The 17,059-nt window shown below is 73.1% G+C and carries 13 protein-coding genes; 6 read left to right on the top strand and 7 right to left on the bottom strand.

The genetic code is table 11. From position 1 onward, the window contains the following. Window positions 1–7: 7 nt before the first annotated feature. On the bottom strand, window positions 8–751 hold the full coding sequence (locus tag ACWIX6_RS02600) for a DUF6264 family protein (protein ID WP_448615293.1): 744 nt from the start codon (window positions 749–751) through the stop codon (window positions 8–10). 149 nt (window positions 752–900) lie between these two features. Between ACWIX6_RS02600 and ACWIX6_RS02595 the strand changes: the two genes are divergently transcribed. Then, complete coding sequence (locus ACWIX6_RS02595; protein ID WP_448615292.1) at window positions 901–1,593, top strand: DUF4190 domain-containing protein; 693 nt, start codon at window positions 901–903, stop codon at window positions 1,591–1,593. 68 nt (window positions 1,594–1,661) lie between these two features. Here the strand turns inward: ACWIX6_RS02595 and clpB are convergent, their stop codons facing one another. After that, the gene (clpB, locus tag ACWIX6_RS02590) at window positions 1,662–4,265 is read right to left on the bottom strand and encodes an ATP-dependent chaperone ClpB (RefSeq protein WP_448615291.1); all 2,604 of its coding nucleotides are present in this window, start codon (window positions 4,263–4,265) and stop codon (window positions 1,662–1,664) included. Between the two features lie 172 nt (window positions 4,266–4,437). On the opposite strand from clpB, the gene ACWIX6_RS02585 reads away from it, so the two are divergent. Both ACWIX6_RS02585 and ACWIX6_RS02580 read left to right on the top strand, forming a co-directional pair. After that, entirely contained in the window at window positions 4,438–4,905 is a 468-nt protein-coding gene (locus tag ACWIX6_RS02585) for a MarR family winged helix-turn-helix transcriptional regulator (RefSeq protein ID WP_448615290.1), read from the top strand. A gap of 231 nt (window positions 4,906–5,136) precedes the next feature. Then, on the top strand, window positions 5,137–5,577 hold the full coding sequence (locus ACWIX6_RS02580; RefSeq protein WP_448615289.1) for an OsmC family protein: 441 nt from the start codon (window positions 5,137–5,139) through the stop codon (window positions 5,575–5,577). A gap of 219 nt (window positions 5,578–5,796) precedes the next feature. On the opposite strand, the gene ACWIX6_RS02575 is transcribed toward ACWIX6_RS02580, so the two are convergent. From ACWIX6_RS02575 to ACWIX6_RS02560, 4 genes are all read right to left on the bottom strand, one after another. Then, window positions 5,797–7,455 (bottom strand): MFS transporter, encoded by a 1,659-nt coding sequence (locus tag ACWIX6_RS02575; RefSeq protein WP_448615288.1) that lies wholly within the window; start codon window positions 7,453–7,455, stop codon window positions 5,797–5,799. Then, window positions 7,452–7,952 carry a MarR family winged helix-turn-helix transcriptional regulator gene (locus ACWIX6_RS02570; protein ID WP_448615287.1) on the bottom strand — a complete coding sequence of 167 codons (501 nt, stop codon included), beginning with the start codon at window positions 7,950–7,952 and terminating at the stop codon, window positions 7,452–7,454. The genes ACWIX6_RS02575 and ACWIX6_RS02570 overlap by 4 nt, the downstream gene beginning before the upstream one ends. 127 nt (window positions 7,953–8,079) lie before the next feature. Further along, a complete protein-coding gene (locus ACWIX6_RS02565; protein WP_448615286.1) occupies window positions 8,080–10,998 on the bottom strand; it encodes an FAD-binding and (Fe-S)-binding domain-containing protein in 2,919 nt (972 codons plus the stop codon). Window positions 10,999–11,071: 73 nt separating this feature from the next. Next, complete coding sequence (locus ACWIX6_RS02560; RefSeq protein ID WP_448615285.1) at window positions 11,072–12,253, bottom strand: pyridoxal-phosphate-dependent aminotransferase family protein; 1,182 nt, start codon at window positions 12,251–12,253, stop codon at window positions 11,072–11,074. Window positions 12,254–12,483: 230 nt separating this feature from the next. Here ACWIX6_RS02560 and ACWIX6_RS02555 point away from each other — a divergent pair, with 230 nt between their 5' ends. The 3 genes from ACWIX6_RS02555 to ACWIX6_RS02545 all read left to right on the top strand — a co-directional run bounded on the left by ACWIX6_RS02555 (window position 12,484) and on the right by ACWIX6_RS02545 (window position 16,144). Next, window positions 12,484–13,995 carry an SLC13 family permease gene (locus ACWIX6_RS02555; RefSeq protein ID WP_448615284.1) on the top strand — a complete coding sequence of 504 codons (1,512 nt, stop codon included), beginning with the start codon at window positions 12,484–12,486 and terminating at the stop codon, window positions 13,993–13,995. A gap of 149 nt (window positions 13,996–14,144) precedes the next feature. Beyond that, window positions 14,145–15,365, top strand: a complete 1,221-nt coding sequence (locus ACWIX6_RS02550) for a CaiB/BaiF CoA transferase family protein (RefSeq protein ID WP_448615283.1) — start codon at window positions 14,145–14,147, stop codon at window positions 15,363–15,365. Next, on the top strand, window positions 15,362–16,144 hold the full coding sequence (locus ACWIX6_RS02545; protein ID WP_448615282.1) for an enoyl-CoA hydratase: 783 nt from the start codon (window positions 15,362–15,364) through the stop codon (window positions 16,142–16,144). The genes ACWIX6_RS02550 and ACWIX6_RS02545 overlap by 4 nt, the downstream gene beginning before the upstream one ends. Here ACWIX6_RS02545 and ACWIX6_RS02540 read toward each other — a convergent pair. Then, the gene (locus ACWIX6_RS02540; protein WP_448615281.1) at window positions 16,125–16,913 is read right to left on the bottom strand and encodes an IclR family transcriptional regulator; all 789 of its coding nucleotides are present in this window, start codon (window positions 16,911–16,913) and stop codon (window positions 16,125–16,127) included. The genes ACWIX6_RS02545 and ACWIX6_RS02540 overlap by 20 nt on opposite strands. Window positions 16,914–17,059 lie beyond the last annotated feature (146 nt).

Genomic DNA, 17,059 nt, shown 5'->3' with positions numbered 1-17,059 from the left:
GGCCGGCTCAGGCGGTCCAGCCCTGGCGGCGGCGGGACTCCGACCGGTACCACTCGTTGGACGGCCGCAGGGCGAGGAGCACGACACCGGCGGCGAGCAGCAGAAGCTGCAGCACGCCGAGGACGGCGAGCACACCCGAGCTGGCGATGAGCCCCAGCAGCCCGAAGAGCAGGCCGAGACCGCCGAAGACCCAGAGGACGATCCGGGCCCAGTTGTGGCCCTTCCAGGCGGCCCAGACCATCCCCAGGTAGAACGCCGCCCACAGCAGGGTGAGCACCAGGCCCACGATCGCGAAGGTGCGCGCCATCCCGGAGAAGTCCTCCTCCAGCCCGGCGTCCACGGTCGCCTGGTCCACGACGGAGTCCAGGTCGGCGAACCCCACGGCCGTGGCCACCAGGCTGATCAGGGCCTGGGCCACGAGGGCGGCGAGCCCCGCGGTCACCGTCCGAGGCCGCGGCGTCGGCTCGATGCTGGCGACCTGCTGCCCGTAGCCGGGCGCCGACGGGTAGGGGGACCATCCCGGCTGGCCGTACGGGGACTGCCCGTACGGCGGCTGGCCGTACGGGGGCTGGCCGTACTGGGGCTGCTGGCCGTACGGGGGCTGGCCGTACTGGGACTGCTGTCCGTACGGGGACTGCTGTCCGTACGGGGACTGCTGTCCGTACGGGGACTGCTGCCCGTACGGCGGCTGCTGGCCGTGGGGCTGCCCTTCCGGCCGGCCGTGCTGCGGATCCTGCGGGCCTGACGTCATGCCACTCCTCCGGGGGTCGCGGTGGACCACCGCGATCATCGGCCATCGGCATGCCCGCAGCGAGCACCGCGGCCGTGAGCTGCTGCACCGCCGCACCGTCCCGGCGATGCGGCCCGCCCTGGGGGCCGGCAGGCCCTACGCTCCGGGCCGTGACGACGCCAGGAAACCCGACGGACCCCGACCGCCCCGGCGACCGGAGGCCCGAGCCGCCGTCCGGCGCCTCCTCCGAGCCGGCACGGTCCCCGTGGGACCAGCCGCGGCCGGACCACGACCAGCAGGCCGGCTCGTACCAGCCCGGACAGCCCCAGCAGGGCTACCCGCAGCAGGGCTACCCGCAGCAGGGTCAGCCCCAGCAGGGCTACCCGCAGCAGGGTCAGCCGCAGCAGGGCTACCCGCAGCAGGGTCAGCCGCAGCAGGGCTACTCCCAGCCGGGGCAGCCGTGGGACCAGCAGCAGGGCTACCCGCAGGCCCCGGGCGGCTACGGCCAGCCGGGCCAGTACGGGCAGCCGAAGAAGAACGGCTTCGGGATCGCCGCGCTGGTGCTGGGCATCCTGTCCCTGCCGGCGGCCTTCTTCGCCGGGGTGCCCGGCATCGTCCTGGGCCTGCTGGCGATCGTGTTCGGCGTCCTCGGGCTGCGCCGGGTCAAGGCCCGCCAGGCGGACAACCGCGGCATGGCGATCACCGGCCTGGTCACCGGCGTGCTGGGCCTGCTGCTGGGCATCGCCGTCCTCGCCGCGACCGTGTTCTTCGTCCAGACCGCCGGTGACTGCCTCACGGACTTCGAGCAGACCGGCGACCAGGCCGCGTACGAGCAGTGCCTCCAGGAGTCCGTCAGCGACTGATCCGGGAAGGCGGGCTCAGGCCCCTGCCCCCACCGCGAGCGTGCGAGCGGTGGGGGCAGGGGCCTTTCTCAGCTGCGGCGCGCGGTGACCACCAGGCCGCTGGCGCCCGCCTCGTCGGCCACCCCTGCCGGACAGTCGACGAGCACCTCGTCGCCGTCCCGGATCTCCCCGGCCAGCAGCGCCCGGGCCAGCTGGTCACCGATCGCTGACTGCACCAGGCGGCGCAGCGGCCGCGCTCCGTAGACCGGGTCGAAGCCGTTGATGGCCAGCCACTCGCGGGCGGCGTCGGTGACCTCCAGCGTCAGCCGCCGGGCGGCCAGCCGCCGCGCCAGCACGCCGACCTGGATGTCCACGATCCCGGTGAGCTCCTCGCTGCCCAGCGCCCGGAAGACCACGACGTCGTCCAGCCGGTTGAGGAACTCCGGCTTGAAGTGCCCGCGGACCACCTCCATCACCGCCTGCCCGCGCACGGCCTCCGGCACCGACTGGTCGGCGATCAGCTGCGAGCCCAGGTTCGACGTGAGCACGAGGATGGTGTTGCGGAAGTCCACCGTGCGGCCCTGACCGTCGGTGAGCCGGCCGTCGTCGAGCACCTGCAGGAGGACGTCGAAGACGTCCGGGTGCGCCTTCTCCACCTCGTCCAGCAGGACGACGGTGTACGGACGCCGCCGCACCGCCTCGGTGAGCTGGCCACCGGCCTCGTAGCCGACGTACCCGGGGGGCGCACCCACGAGCCGCGCCACCGAGTGCTTCTCGGAGTACTCGCTCATGTCGATGCGGACCATCGCCCGCTCGTCGTCGAACAGGAACTCCGCCAGCGCCTTGGCCAGCTCGGTCTTGCCGACGCCGGTGGGCCCCAGGAACAGGAAGGACCCGGTGGGCCGGTCGGGGTCGGCGACACCGGACCGGGCGCGGCGGACGGCGTCGGAGACGGCGCGGACGGCGTCGGGCTGACCGACCACCCGCTTGCCGAGCTCGTCCTCCATCCGCAGCAGCTTCTGCGTCTCGCCCTCCAGCAGTCGGCCGGCCGGGATGCCCGTCCAGGCCTGGACGACCTCGGCGATGTCGTCGGGGCCGACCTCCTCCTTGAGCATCGAGTCACCGGTCTCCACCGACGCCTCGGCCTCGGTCAGGTCCTTCTCCAGCTGCGGCAGCCGGCCGTAGCGGAGCTCGGCCACCCGGGCCAGTTCGCCGTCACGCTCGGCGCGCTCGGCCTCCGCCCGCAGTCGCTCCAGCTCCTCCTTGATGGACTGGATCCGGGTGATCGCGCTCTTGTCCTGCTGCCACCGGGCGGTCAGCTCGGCGAGTTCCTGACGCCGGTTGGCCAGGTCGGCGCGCAGCGCCACGAGCCGCTCCATCGAGGACGGGTCGTCCTCCTTGGCCAGCGCCATCTCCTCGATCTCCAGGCGCCGGACCACGCGCTCGACCTCGTCGACCTCGACCGGGCGGCTGTCGATCTCCATCCGGAGCCTGCTGGCCGCCTCGTCGACCAGGTCGATCGCCTTGTCCGGGAGGAACCGGGCGGTGACGTACCGGTCGGACAGGGCCGCGGCGGCGACGATGGCGGCGTCGGTGATCCGGACGCCGTGGTGCACCTCGTAGCGCTCCTTGAGCCCGCGCAGGATCCCGATGGTGTCCTCGACGCTGGGTTCGCCGACGAAGACCTGCTGGAAGCGCCGCTCGAGCGCGGGGTCCTTCTCGATGTGCTCGCGGAACTCGTCCAGCGTGGTCGCGCCGACCATCCGCAGCTCGCCTCGCGCCAGCATGGGCTTGATCATGTTGCCGGCGTCCATCGCCGAGTCACCGGTGGCGCCGGCACCGACGATGGTGTGCAGCTCGTCGATGAAGGTGATGACCTGGCCCTCGGCGTCGGTGATCTCCTGCAGCACGGCCTTGAGCCGCTCCTCGAACTCGCCGCGGTACTTGGCCCCGGCGACCATCGACCCCAGGTCCAGCGCCATCAGCCGCTTGCCCTTGAGGCTCTCCGGGACGTCGCCGGCCACGATCCGCTGGGCCAGGCCCTCGACGATCGCGGTCTTGCCGACGCCGGGCTCGCCGATCAGCACCGGGTTGTTCTTGGTGCGCCGGGACAGCACCTGCACGACCCGGCGGATCTCGGTGTCCCGGCCGACGACGGGGTCGATCTCCCCGCGGCGGGCCCGCTCGGTGAGGTCCAGGGCGTACTTCTCCAGCGCCTGGAAGGTGCCCTCCGGGTCGGGGCTGGTGACCTTGCGGTTGCCCCGCACCGTCCGGAACGCCGCGAGCAGCGCCTCCCGGGTGGCGCCCGCGCTGCTGAGCACGGCGCCGGCCTCGCCGCCGGTCGTGGCCAGCCCGACCAGGAGGTGCTCGGTGGAGACGTACTCGTCGCCGAGGGCGCCGGCCTGCTCCCCCGCGGCGTTGATCACCTGCAGCAGGTCCCGGGACGGGGACGGGGCGGGCACGGTGGCCCCGCTCACCCGTGGCATACGGCGCACCGCGGCGTCGGCCTTCGCCCGGACGTCGACGGGGTCGGCGCCGGTGGCGCGGAGCAGCGGGCCGGCGATGCCGTCGGTCTGGTCGAGCAGCGCGACCAGCAGGTGCAGGGGCTCCAACTGGGCCTGACCACGTTCGACCGCCAGCCGCTGGGCGGCAGCGAACGCCTCCTGCGAACGAGTGGTGAGCTTGTCTGGCATGGTCCGGGGCGGTCCTCTCCTGCTCGATGGTGCCTGTCGCGTGGTCCAACGACTGCGGAGTTGAGTCTGTTCCACTCAATCCTGGGATCCTGCGGCCCCGCCAGGGTGTGATGCACAACCAAAGGTGGAGTGGTGGCAAGCCCACGACCGGATCTCGCCCTACGCTGACCACATGACGGAAACCCCGTCGCCGAGCGTCGCTCTCGACGACCAGCTGTGCTTCGCGCTCTACGCGGCCTCCCGAGCGGTCACCGCGCGGTACCGCCCCATGCTCGACGAGCTGGGGGTGACCTACCCGCAGTACCTGGTGCTGATGCTGCTCTGGGAGGAGGACGGCCAGACCGTCGGCCAGCTGGGCTCCCGCCTCGCGCTGGACTCCGGCACGCTCTCCCCCCTGCTCAAGCGGCTCACCGCCGCCGGGCTGGTCACCCGGCACCGCCGGGCCGACGACGAGCGGTCGGTGTCGATCCGGCTCACCGAGGCGGGCCGTGCGCTGAAGGAGCCGGCCTGCTCGGTCAACGAGCAGATGATCGACGCCCTGGCGCTGGACCGGGTCGAGTTCGAGGAGCTGCGCAAGCTGCTGCACGTGATCGCCGAGCGGGTCAGCTCGCCGCCTGCGGACGCCGTCCAAGGCGCCTGAGGAAGGACCCCTCCGCCCCCCACCGCTCGCAGGCTCGCGGCGGAACCCTGCGGAGGGGCCGGATCCTCCTCGGGACGGGGCCTTGCTCCGCTCCCACCGGAGGGGCCGCGCTCGAGCGGGAGAGGTTCGAGTGGCGGGAACACCGCCCGCCAGCAACGGTTGTGCCCCACAGGTCGGGTGACCGACCGCGCCGCACCGGCAGCGCGGGTCACCCACCCCGGAGGAGGTCCCATGCCCACCCGTACCGCACGCACCGCCTGGAACGGCTCCCTGCAGGAAGGGTCCGGCCAGGTCGAGCTGAGCAGCTCGAAGGTCGGCACCTACGACGTGTCGTTCCCCAAGCGCGCCGCCGAGGAGGCCGGGGGCACCACCAGCCCCGAGGAGCTCGTGGCAGCCGCACACTCGGCCTGCTTCGCCATGCAGCTGTCCGCGAACATCGCGGAGGCCGGCGGGACCCCACAGAGCCTCGAGGTCAGCGCCGACGTGTCGCTCGGCCCGGACAAGGAGAACGGCGGGTTCCGGCTCACCGGCATCACGCTCACCGTCCGCGGCGAGGTCGACGGCCTGGACGCCGAGGGCTTCCAGAAGGCAGCCGAGGGCGCCAAGGCCGGCTGCCCGGTCAGCAAGGCCCTCACCGGGGTGGACATCACCCTGGACGCCGCGCTCGTCTGAGTAAGGACCCTCCTGCCCCCCACCGCTCGCAAGCTCGCGGCGGGACCCTGCAGGAGGGCCGACCTGGACGGGGCCTGACCCTGCCCCCCACCGCTCGCAAGCTCGCGGCGGGACCCTGCAGGAGGGCCGACCTGGACGGGGCCGGCGGCGGGGCCCTGCAGGAGGGCCGGCACGGCGAAGGCCCGCTCCCCCTGGGGGGCGGGCCTTCGCCGTCCGCACTCAGGAGCGGGCGGCCACCTCGCGGGTGCCGACCACCGGCTGGACGTCGACGTCCACGGGGGCGCCGGCGGTCTCGGCGCGCAGCCGCTGGTCACCGGTGTCGGTCCGCAACGCGACCTCGCGGATGAACAGGACGGCCACGATCGTGATGACCGACAGCAGCGCCGCGACCAGGAAGATGCGGCCGGTGGCGTCGCCGTAGGACACCGCGATCAGCTCCCGGATGGCCGGCGGCGCTCCCGCCAGGTCGGCCAGCCCGACGTCGCCACCCGCGGCCGCGGCCGCGCCACCGGGGACGTCGGCGAGCCCCTCGGAGATCAGCCCGCCGACCCGGCTGCTGAGCACCGCCCCGAGCACCGAGACGCCGATCGTGCCGCCCAGGCTGCGGAAGAAGGCCACCGCCGAGCTGGCCGCGCCCAGGTCGCCGGCCGCCACCGTGTTCTGCACCGCTAGCACCAGGTTCTGCATCGTCATCCCGATGCCGGTGCCCAGCACGGCGAGGAAGCAGCCCAGCAGCACCATGTCCGTGGCGTGGTCGATGGTGGCCAGCAGGCCGAAACCGGCGGCGACCAGCACCGACCCGGCGACCAGGTACGCCTTCCAGCGGCCGTACCGGGAGATCAGGATGCCGGACACGGTGGAGGAGACCAGCAGCCCGCCGACCATCGGGATGGTGAGCAGCCCGGCGGCGGTCGGCGAGTACCCGCGGGAGATCTGCAGGTACTGGCCCAGGAACACCGTGGAACCGAACATCGCCACGCCGATCGCCACGCTGGCGACGACGGCCAGCGTCGTCGTCCGGTCGCGGAACAGCCGGAGCGGGACGATCGGCTCGGGCACGCGCAGCTCGGTGACGACGAAGGCGACCACGGCCAGCACGCCACCGCCGACGAACAGCGCCGTCTCCACCGACAGCCACGGGAAGCTGTTGCCCGCGAGGGTCACCCAGATGAGCAGCGCCGAGACGCCGGCGGTCAGGAAGGCGGCACCCAGGTAGTCGATGGAGACCTCCCGCCGGGTCACCGGCAGGTGCAGCGTCCGCTGGAGCAGCACCAGCGCGGCCACCGCGAAGGGGACGCCGACGTAGAAGCACCAGCGCCAGCCCAGCCAGCTGGTGTCCACCAGCAGACCACCGAGCAGCGGGCCACCGACCGTGGCCACGGCCATCACGGCGCCGAGCAGGCCGGAGTACCGGCCGCGCTCGCGCGGACTGATCATCGCCGCCATCGCGATCTGCACCAGCGCCTGGAGCCCGCCCAGGCCCAGCCCCTGCAGGACGCGCCAGCCGATCAGGGTGGGCACCGACTGCGCCAGTCCGGCCAGCATCGAACCGACGATGAACACGACGATGGCGACCTGGATCAGCAGCTTCTTGCTGTTCAGGTCGGCGAGCTTGCCCCAGATCGGCGTGCTCGCCGTCGAGGCGAGCAGCGTCGAGGTGACCACCCAGGTGTACTGGCTCTGCGACCCCCGCAGCTCGGTGATGATCGTCGGCAGCGCGTTGGACACCACGGTCGAGGACAGGAACGCCACGAACATCGCCAGCAACATCCCCGACAGCGCCGAGAGGATCTGCTGGTGGGTCATCGCCCCCTGCTGCTCGGCCGGGACCGGCGCGGCCGGCCCCGCTGCGGATCGGACGGGTGCGGTGCTGGTCATCGGTTCTCCTGCGGGGTGCGGTGCGGGACGTGCGCTGCGGCGGGCGGCCGTCGGAGGGTGCGGTCGAGGTCGTCGGCGAGCCGGTCGACCAGGCGGCCCAGCAGTGCGGCCTCCTCGTCGTCCCAGCCCCGCAGGGCGTCGAGCGCCCACCGGGCGCGCAGCTCGCGCACCCGAGCGAGCGCGGCCGAGCCCGCGTCGCTGAGGCCGATCAGGCCGGCGCGCCCGTCGAGGGGGTCGGGCCGGCGGACGACGAGACCACCGCGCTCGAGGGCGGCCACGTGGCGGCTGGCGACCGAGACGTCGACGGCGAGCCGGACCGCGAGGGCGCTGCAGCGCAGCGGGCCCTCCTGGTCCAGCACGACGAGCAGGGTCCAGCCGGACGGCGGCAGGTCCCCGTAGAGGTCCGCCGCCGCGCCGTGTCCGAGCCGGCGACCGGTGCGCAGCAGCCGGGTCACCCCGGCGGTGAGCCGGTCGGCGGTGTCCCGGGTGACGTGCACGCCGACCATCATCGAACAGTTGGTTGCTGTATGCAACTGAACCCGTGGAGACGGGCACCACAGACAGACGGGCGCCTGCCGGACCGTCCGGTCCGGCAGGCGCCCGTCGTGTGCGACCGGCCCCGGGTCAGTCCGGGGCGACGGCCTCCAGCACCAGTTCCACCGGGTGCCAGGCGTTGCGCTCGGTGCCGTGGAAGATCTGCTGCCGGCAGGAGACGCCGGTCGCGGCGATCACCGTCTCGGCGTCCGCCGCCCGCACCGCGGGGAACAGCCGGTCCTCCCCCACCTGCAGGGACACCTCGTAGTGCTCGGACTCGAAGCCGAACGACCCGGCCATGCCGCAGCAGCCGGCGTCCAGCTCCTCGACCACGACGCCCGGGATCCGTGACATCAGGGCCACGGTGGCCGCCGTCCCCGCCTCAGCCTTCTGGTGGCAGTGGCCGTGGAACAGGATCCGGCGACCGGCCAGCCAGCTGTCCTCGCGCAGCCGGAGCCGGCCTGCGTCGATCGCCTCGACGAGCAGCTCCTCGGGCAGCTTCACCCGGGCCGCGACGTCCCGGACGTTCGGGTCGTCGGGCAGCAGCTCCACGTGCTCGGCCCGGAGCGTGAGGATGCAGGACGGCTCGCACCCGACGATCGGCGACCCGGGCTCGGCGCCGTCGCACAGCGAGGCGGCGAGGTGACGGGCCTTGTCCCGGGCGTCGTCCAGCATGCCCTTGGAGATGCTCGGGCGGCCGCAGCAGCCCTTGCTCTCCAGGACGACGCGGTGGCCGGCCCGCTCCAGCAGCTGGACGACGGCCTGGCCGATCCCCGGCTCGGTGTAGCTGGTGAAGGAGTCCGCCAGCAGCGTGACCGTGCCCTGGGTGGGCGCGGTCGGCGCGGTGTGCTTCCGGAACCAGCGCGGCAGCGTGTTCCGCCGGAAGGTGGGCAGCTCCCGCTGGCGGGCGATGCCCAGCTTCGAGTCCATCAGGGCGCGCAGCGGCTTGATCCTGCCCGGGAGGTTGGACAGCGGCGCGGTCGCCGCCCCCAGCTTGTTCAGCGTGCGGATGGCGCCGAAGGCGCGGGAGCGCAGCGGGATGCCGTGCACGTCGTGCTTGGCCGCCAGCGCCTCGCTCTTCATCGCCGAGACGTCCACGCCGAGCGGGCACTCGCTCTTGCAGGCCTTGCACATCAGGCAGAGGTCCAGCACCTCGTGCAGCCGCTCGTCGGCCAGCGCGGTGTGCGGGTCCCCCTCGCTGAGCGCCTTGACCAGCGCGCCGGCCCGGCCCCGGGTGGAGTGCTCCTCCATCCGGGTGGCGATGTAGGACGGGCACATCGCCCCGGTGGTGGACTTGCGGCAGAGCCCGATGTTCATGCAGCGGTCGGCCAGGCCGAACATCCCGCCGACGACGTCGAACTCGAGCCGGGTGCGCAGCGGGCCCGGCTGCGGCGGGTCCGCGTCCCGCAGGTGCTCGGTCATCGACGGCGAGTCGACGATCTTGCCCGGGTTGAGCCGGCCCTCCGGGTCGAACAGCCCCTTCACCCGGCGCATCGCCTCGTAGAGCTCGTCACCGAAGAGCTCCCGGTTGAACTCGCTGCGCGCCAGGCCGTCGCCGTGCTCGCTGGAGTTGACCCCGCCGTACTCCCGGACCAGGTCCTTGACCTCGACCGCCACCGCGCGCATGACCTCCACCTGGCCGGGCTGGGTCAGGTCGACGAAGGGCCGGATGTGCAGGCAGCCGACCGAGCAGTGACCGTAGAAGCCGGCCTCGAGGCCGTGCCGGTCCAGCACGTCGCGGAAGCGGGCGGTGTACTCGGCCAGGTGCTTGGGGTCGACCGCGGTGTCCTCGACGAAGGCCAGCGGCCGGCGGGCGCCCACCGAGTTGGCCATCAGCAGCCCCAGCGCGGACTTGCGCACCTTCAGCAGCGCCGCCTGCTGGGCCGGGGTGACCGCCCGCAGCGTGTGGTAGCCGTGCCCGTTGCGCTCCCAGAGCGCGGCCAGCCGGTCCAGCGAGGCGACCAGCTCGTCCTCGTCGTCCCCGGTGAAGGAGACGAAGAGCAGCGCGTCGGGGTCGCCCTGCAGGATCTTCCCCAGGGCGGCGTACTCGATCTTCTGCCGGGACAGGTCCAGGATCGTCCGGTCCAGCAGCTCCACCTGGGCCGGGTCGACCGACAGCGCGTCCTCGGTGGCGTTGATCGCGTTCTGCACGGTGGTGAAGTGGCCGACGGCGAACACCGTCTTGGCCGGCTTGGGCACCAGACCCACCCGCGCGGCGGTGACGATGGCCAGCGTGCCCTCCGAGCCGACCAGGAACTTCGCCAGGTCGAAGGGGGCGCCGTCGGCCAGCCGGTCCAGCCGGTACCCGCCGGCCCGCCGCCAGAAGGACGGGAAGCCGGTGGCGATCGCCTCGGCGTGCGCGGCCACCAGCTCGGGCAGCTCGCGGTGGATCGCCGCCTCGAGCGTCGTCCCCTGCGCCCGGCGCGCCCGCTCGGCCTCGTCGACCACCCCGAAGGTCGCCGTGGACCCGTCGGCCAGGACGACGTCGACCTCCTGCACGTGGTCGATGGTCATGCCGAAGCGCACCGACCCGCTGCCGGCGGAGTTGTTGCCGATCATCCCGCCGATGGTGGCGCGGTTGCTGGTGGAGGTGTCCGGCCCGAACATCAGCCCGTGGGCGGCCGCCGCCCGGTTCAGGTCGTCCTGGACGACGCCGGGCTCGACGACCGCCGTCCGGGCCTCGGGGTCCAGCTCGCGGATCGCGTGCATGTGCCGGGACACGTCCAGCACCAGGCCCGGGCCCACGGTCTGCCCGGCCAGGCTGGTGCCCGCGCCCCGGGCCAGCACCGGCACGCCCGCCGCCGCGGCCAGCCGCACCGCGGCGGCCACGTCCGCGGCGTGCCGCGGGTAGGCGACCCCGAGCGGGGTCATCGTGTACATGCTGGCGTCCTGGCTGAACAGGTGCCGGGTGTAGTCGTCGAAGGCGACCTCGCCGTCCAGCGCGGCCCGGAGCTCCCGCTCCAGGTCGGCCGTGGCCGCGGGCGCCGTCCGCTCCGGAGCGGCCGTCACGGTGCCTCCTCGCCGGCGCTCGTCGGCCCCGTGCCGGGCCGTGCTGTGCTCATGCGTGACCTCGCGAGCTCGGTCACGGCTGCGACAGCCGGTCGAGGGCGGCCTGGAGGCCGGTTGGGTCGATCTTCACCCCGCTGCGCACCAGACCCATCTGGACGCCGGCGAGGGTGCCGGCCAGCGTCAGGTCGTTGAAGTGGCCGAGGTGGCCGATCCGGAAGACCTTGCCCGCCAGCTTCGTGAGACCGGCGCCCAGGGACATGTCGTACTCACGCAGGATCAGCGCGCGCACGGCGTCGGCGTCGTACTCGTCGGAGAGCAGGACCGCGGTGAGCGAGCCGGAGTACTCACGCTCGTCGAGGGCCAGCACCTCCAGGCCCCAGCCCCGCACCGCGGCGCGGGTGGCCTCCGCGTGCCGGGCGTGGCGGGCGTAGACGTTCGGCAGCCCCTCCTCGTCCAGCATCTTCAGGGCCTCCTTCAGGCCGTAGAGGATGTTGGTGGCCGGCGTGTAGGGCCAGAAGCCGTTGGCGTTGGCGGCGAGGATCGGCTCCCAGTTCCAGTAGGACTTCGGCAGCTTCGCCGTCCGGGACGCCTCGAGCGCCTTCTCGCTGATCGCGTTGAAGCTGATCCCCGGCGGGAGCATGAGCCCCTTCTGCGACCCGGAGATCGTGACGTCGACGCCCCACTCGTCGTGCCGGTAGTCGATGCTGCCCAGCGAGGAGATGGTGTCCACCAGCAGCAGGGCCGGGTGGCCGGCTGCGTCGATGGCCTCCCGCACCTCGCCGACCCGGCTGGTGACGCCGGTGGAGGTCTCGTTGTGGACCACCATGACGGCCTTGATCGCGTGACCGGTGTCCGCGGCGAGCTTCTCCTGGACCCCCTCCGGCGGGACGCCGTGCCGCCAGTCGCCCGGCACGAAGTCGACCTCGAGCCCCAGCTCGGTGGCCATCTTCTGCCACAGGGTCGCGAAGTGGCCGGTCTCGAAGCACAGCACCCGGTCGCCGGGGGACAGCGTGTTGGCCAGCGCGGCCTCCCACGCGCCGGTGCCGGACGCCGGGTAGATGACCACCGGCTGGGTGGTGCCGAACGGCGCCTTGACGGCCTCCAGCACCTCCTTGCCCAGCGCGGCGAACTCCGGACCCCGGTGGTCGATCGTCGGGAAGTCCATGGCCCGCAGGACCCGGTCCGGGACGTTGGTCGGCCCGGGGATCTGCAGGAAGTGGCGTCCGCCGGTAGTCGTCGTCACTGACATGCCCATGCCTCCATGGTGTCGCCTCTCGTCGGGAGCCCCCGGACGCGACGCCCGAAGTCCACTCTGCGGAAGGCTACTACCGGCAGGTGGAGTCTCGTTTGGCCACCGCACCAGAGGCTGCGACCCTTGACACCGGGGTCCGTGCCGGTTGTAATCCCCGCTAGCGAAAATGCGGTTCCGCATGGCGGAAGCGCACGGCAGCGGGTTCCACGCCCGCCTCACTCCAGGGGACACCGGTGTCCGTACAGCTCGTCCTGATCCTCATATTGCTGGTGGTCTTCCTGATCGCCACGGTGCTGCCGGTCCACATGGGGGCCCTGGCGCTCACCGCAGCCTTCGTCGCCGGCTACTTCATCTACGGCACCGAAGGGGACCTGCCCTACGACGACGCCATCTTCGACTCCTTCCCCGGGTCGCTGTTCGTCGTCCTGGTCGGTGTCACGTACCTCTTCGCCATCGCCAAGAACAACGGAACGGTCGACTGGCTGGTGCACGCCGCGGTCAAGGCCTCGGGCGGGAAGCTGGTGGCCATCCCGTGGGCCATGTTCGCCGTCACCGGCGCACTCACCGCCATCGGCGGCGTCGTGCCCGCGGTGGTCGCGATCATCGCCCCGGTCGGCATGTCCTTCGCCCGGCGCTACTCGATCAACCCGGTGCTGATGGGCCTGTTCATCATCAACGGCGCCACCGCGGGCGGGTTCTCCCCGCTGTCGATCTTCGGGGTCATCACCAACACCGTCGTCGCCGAGAACGACCTGCCGGGCAGCCCGCTGTTCCTCTGGGGCGCCTCGATCGTCATCAACATCCTGCTGTCGATCGTGGTCTTCTTCCTCTTCGGCGGCCGCAAGCTGCTCGGCGGTGGACGGGTCGACCTGGACGACAACCGGGACGACGACTTCGTCGCCGCCACCGTGGCCGGCGACGCCACCGAGGACACCGGCGCGGACATCCCCGGCGGACCGGCCCGGAACACCGCCGTGGGCAGCACCGGCACCGGCGGCGCGGCGATCTCCGGCGGCCGGGTCACCGAGCCCCGGCACGGCGAGCCCGGTCACCACCACAGCACCGCGGAGGACCGCGCCGACACCAAGGCCGTGCAGACCACGGCCCTGGCGCCGGAGGACCACTCCGGACGGGTGACCACGCTCGACCGGGACCGGACGCTGACCCTCGTCGGGCTCGTCGTGCTGATCATCGGCGCACTCCCGCCGCTCAACCTGGACATCGGCCTGCTGGCCATCGCCGTCGGCGTGGTCCTCTCCGTCGTCGCCCCGCGCGGCGCCAAGGGCGCCGTCGGGCAGATCGCCTGGCCGACGGTGCTGCTGATCTGCGGCATCGTCACCTACGTCGGGCTGATGCAGGACCAGGAGGTCCCCAGCTGGCTGGGTGACAACGTCGCCGCGCTCGGCCTGCCGCTGATCGCCGCGCTGCTGATCTGCTACATCGGCGGTGTCGTCTCGGCGTTCGCCTCCACCACCGGCATCCTGGGCGCGCTCATCCCGCTGGCCGTCCCCTTCCTGCAGGGCGACAACGCCGTGGGCGCGATCGGTCTGATCACCGCCCTGGCGCTGTCGTCGTCGATCGTCGACTCCAGCCCGTTCTCCACCAGCGGCGCCCTGGTCGTCGCCAACGCCACCGAGGCCGAGCGGGACCGGACCTTCCGGACCCTGATGATCTGGGGCTTCTCGATGGTCGCGATCATCCCGCTGGTCACCTGGCTGATCCTGGTGGTCCCCGGCTGGCTGTGAAGGCGGGCCCCTGCAAGGGGGCCATCAGAGCTCGGGACGGGGCCGACCAGCACCTCACCGGACTGCGCCCCGGACGGCACCCGCCGTCCGGGGCGCAGTGCCGTACCGGCCACGATGAACCGACCACCGACCCACCCGCGGAGGCAGAGATGACCGCAGCCCCGACGTCCCCCGAACCGCAGCCACCGCTGACCGGCATCACCGTGCTCGAGGTCGGCGTCTTCATGGCCGTGCCCTACGCGTCCATGCAACTGGCCGACCTCGGCGCCCGGGTGGTCAAGGTGGAGGACCCCCGCTCCGGTGACCCGGTGCGCGCCAGCGGCCCGTTCGTGGACGGCGAGAGCTCCCCGTACCTGCGGCTGAACCGGAACAAGGAGTCCGTCGCGCTGGACCTGAAGTCCGCGGACGGCAAGCGGGCGTTCCTCGCCCTCGTCCAGACCGCCGACGTGGTGGTCGAGAACCTGCGCCCGGGGGCGATGGCCCGGCTGGGCCTGTCCCCCGCCGACGTCTGGGCGGTCAACCCGCGGGTGGTCTACGCCTCCGGGTCCGGATGGGGCCAGGACGGGCCGCTCGCCCCGCTCCCCGGGCTGGACATCATGGCCCAGGCGCGCAGCGGGATCATGAGCATCACCGGCACTCCCGGCGGCGAGCCGGTGAAGGTCGGTGTCCCGGTCTGCGACCTGGTGTGCGGGCTCTACCTGGCCCTGGGCGTGACCGCCGCGCTGCGCGAGCGCGACCGCACCGGCGTCGGCCAGTCGATCGACGTCTCGCTGTTCGAGGCCGGCGTCAGCCTGGCGGTCTGGGAGGCCGGCAAGTACTTCGCCACCGGGGAGGTCGGCGGGCCGCTGGGCTCGGCGCACCAGAGCCAGGCCCCGTACCAGGCCTTCCAGACCGCCGACGGGTGGATCACCATCGGCGCGAACACCCCCAACACCTGGACCGGGCTCTGCCGCACCCTGGACATGGCCGACGAGCTGGCCGACCCCGGCTACGCCGACGCCAGCCGCCGGCACGCCCGGCGCGGGGAGCTGCTGGACGTCGTCGAGTCCCGCACCCGCACCCGCACCACCGCCGACCTGCTGGCCGCCCTCGGCGAGGCCGGGGTGCCCTGCGCCCCGATCAACGACTACGGCCAGGTGTTCACCGACGAGCACCTCGCCACCCGGGGGTTCTTCTGGGACGCACCGCACCCCGCGCTGGGCCCGGTCCGGCAGATCGGCTCGCCGATGCGGCTGTCCCGGACCCCCGCCGTCCGCGGGGTCGCCGGGCCGCCGCTGGGCGCGGACACCCGGGCGGTGCTGACCCGCGCCGGGCTCCCCGCCGACCTGGTCGACGCCGTCGCCCCCACGACCTCCGGAGAGCGGGCATGAGCGACCTCGAGGTGACCCAGGACGGGCCGGTGCTGACCGTGCTGTTCAACCGGCCCGAGCAGCGCAACGCGATGACCTACGCCATGTACGACGGACTCGAGGAGGCCTGCGTCCGGGCCGACGAGGACGAGTCGGTGCGCGTCCTGGTCCTCCGCGGAGCGGGCCGGGCCTTCGTGGCCGGCACCGACATCAGCCAGTTCCTCGAGTTCGGCACCGGGGACTCGAGCAGCGGCGACGACGGCGTGGCCTACGAGGCCCGCATCGAGCGGGTGGTCACCCGCCTGGAGGACGTCGGCGTGCCGACCGTCGCCGCGGTGGGCGGCGCCTGCGTGGGCGGCGGGCTGATCCTGGCGGCGGCCTGCGACCTGCGGGTGGCGACCGCCTCGGCCCGCTTCGGGGTCCCGGTCGCCCGCACACTGGGCAACTGCCTGTCGATGAACACGTACTCGCTGCTGGTGAGCCACCTGGGGCCGGCCCGCACCCTGGACATGCTGCTGCGCGCTCGGCTGCTGTCCGCCGCCGATGCGGCCGCCGCGGGCTTCGTCGGCGAGGTGTGTCCCGACGACGGGCTCGACGCGGCGCTCGACGCCCTGGTGACCACGCTGCTGGGGCACGCGCCGCTGAGCATGCGGGCGGCCAAGCGGGCGGTGGCCCGGCTGCGCCGGGCGGACGTCCCGAACGGGGACGACATCGTCCGCGAGGTGTTCGGCAGCGCCGACTTCCGGGCCGGCGTCACCGCGTTCGTGGAACGGGGTCAGGTCAGCTGGACCGGCCGCTGACCAGGTGCTGGTCCTCGCGCAGCTCGGCGGCCAGCGCCGCGGCGGTCCGCTTGAGCAGGGCGACGACCTGCGGCACGCTCTCCAGCGGGAGCCGGCCCTCCGGGCCGGAGACCGAGATGGCGGTCATCAGCGGGCCGCCGGGCACCGGGACCGCCACGCAGCGGACCCCGATCTCCTGCTCGCCGTCGTCGAGCGCGTAGCCCTGCTCGGCGATGCGGGGCAGGCGGGCCATCAGCTCGTCGGGGTCGGTCACGGTCAGCGGCGTGCGGGCGGGCATGCCGCCACGCTCCACGAGCTCACGGGCCGTCTCCGGCGGCAGCTGGGACAGCAGCGCCTTGCCCACCCCGGTGCAGTGCAGGTGCACCCGACGGCCGACCTCGGTGAACATCCGCATCGAGTGCCGGGACGGGACCTGGGCGACGTAGACCACCCGGTCGCCGTCCAGCATGGCGAGGTTCGCGGTCTCCCCGAAGGCGTCCACGAGGTCGCTCAGGTGCGGGCGCGCCCAGGTGCCCAGCGTCCGGGACGAGCTCTCCCCCAGGTGGATCAGCCGCGGGCCGAGCACGTAGCGCCGGGACGGCAGCTGCCGCACGTAGCCGCGGCTGACCAGGGTGCGGACCAGCCGGTGGATCGTGGACAGTGGGAGCCCGCTGTCCACGGCGAGCCGGGACAGCGCCACCTCGCCGCCGTCCTCGGCCATCAGCTCCAGCAGCAGGAACGCGCGCTCCAGCGACTGGACGCCGCCGTCGGTGCCGCCGACGTCTGCCATGCCTGCCCCCTTCGTCCCGGCACCGGGGACGCCCGCGTCCGGCAGGCCCACCAGCACCTCCGGGCACTTCGCGGGCGGCACCCGGGGGCGCGGACCTCGTCTTGACCCGACTGGGACCCGAGGATACGTTTTCCATCTGCCAGTGG

The organism is Modestobacter sp. URMC 112 (genome assembly GCF_053502575.1).
Note: the sequence above shows the minus strand (reverse complement) of the source record. Positions and strands in the feature narration are given on the sequence as shown.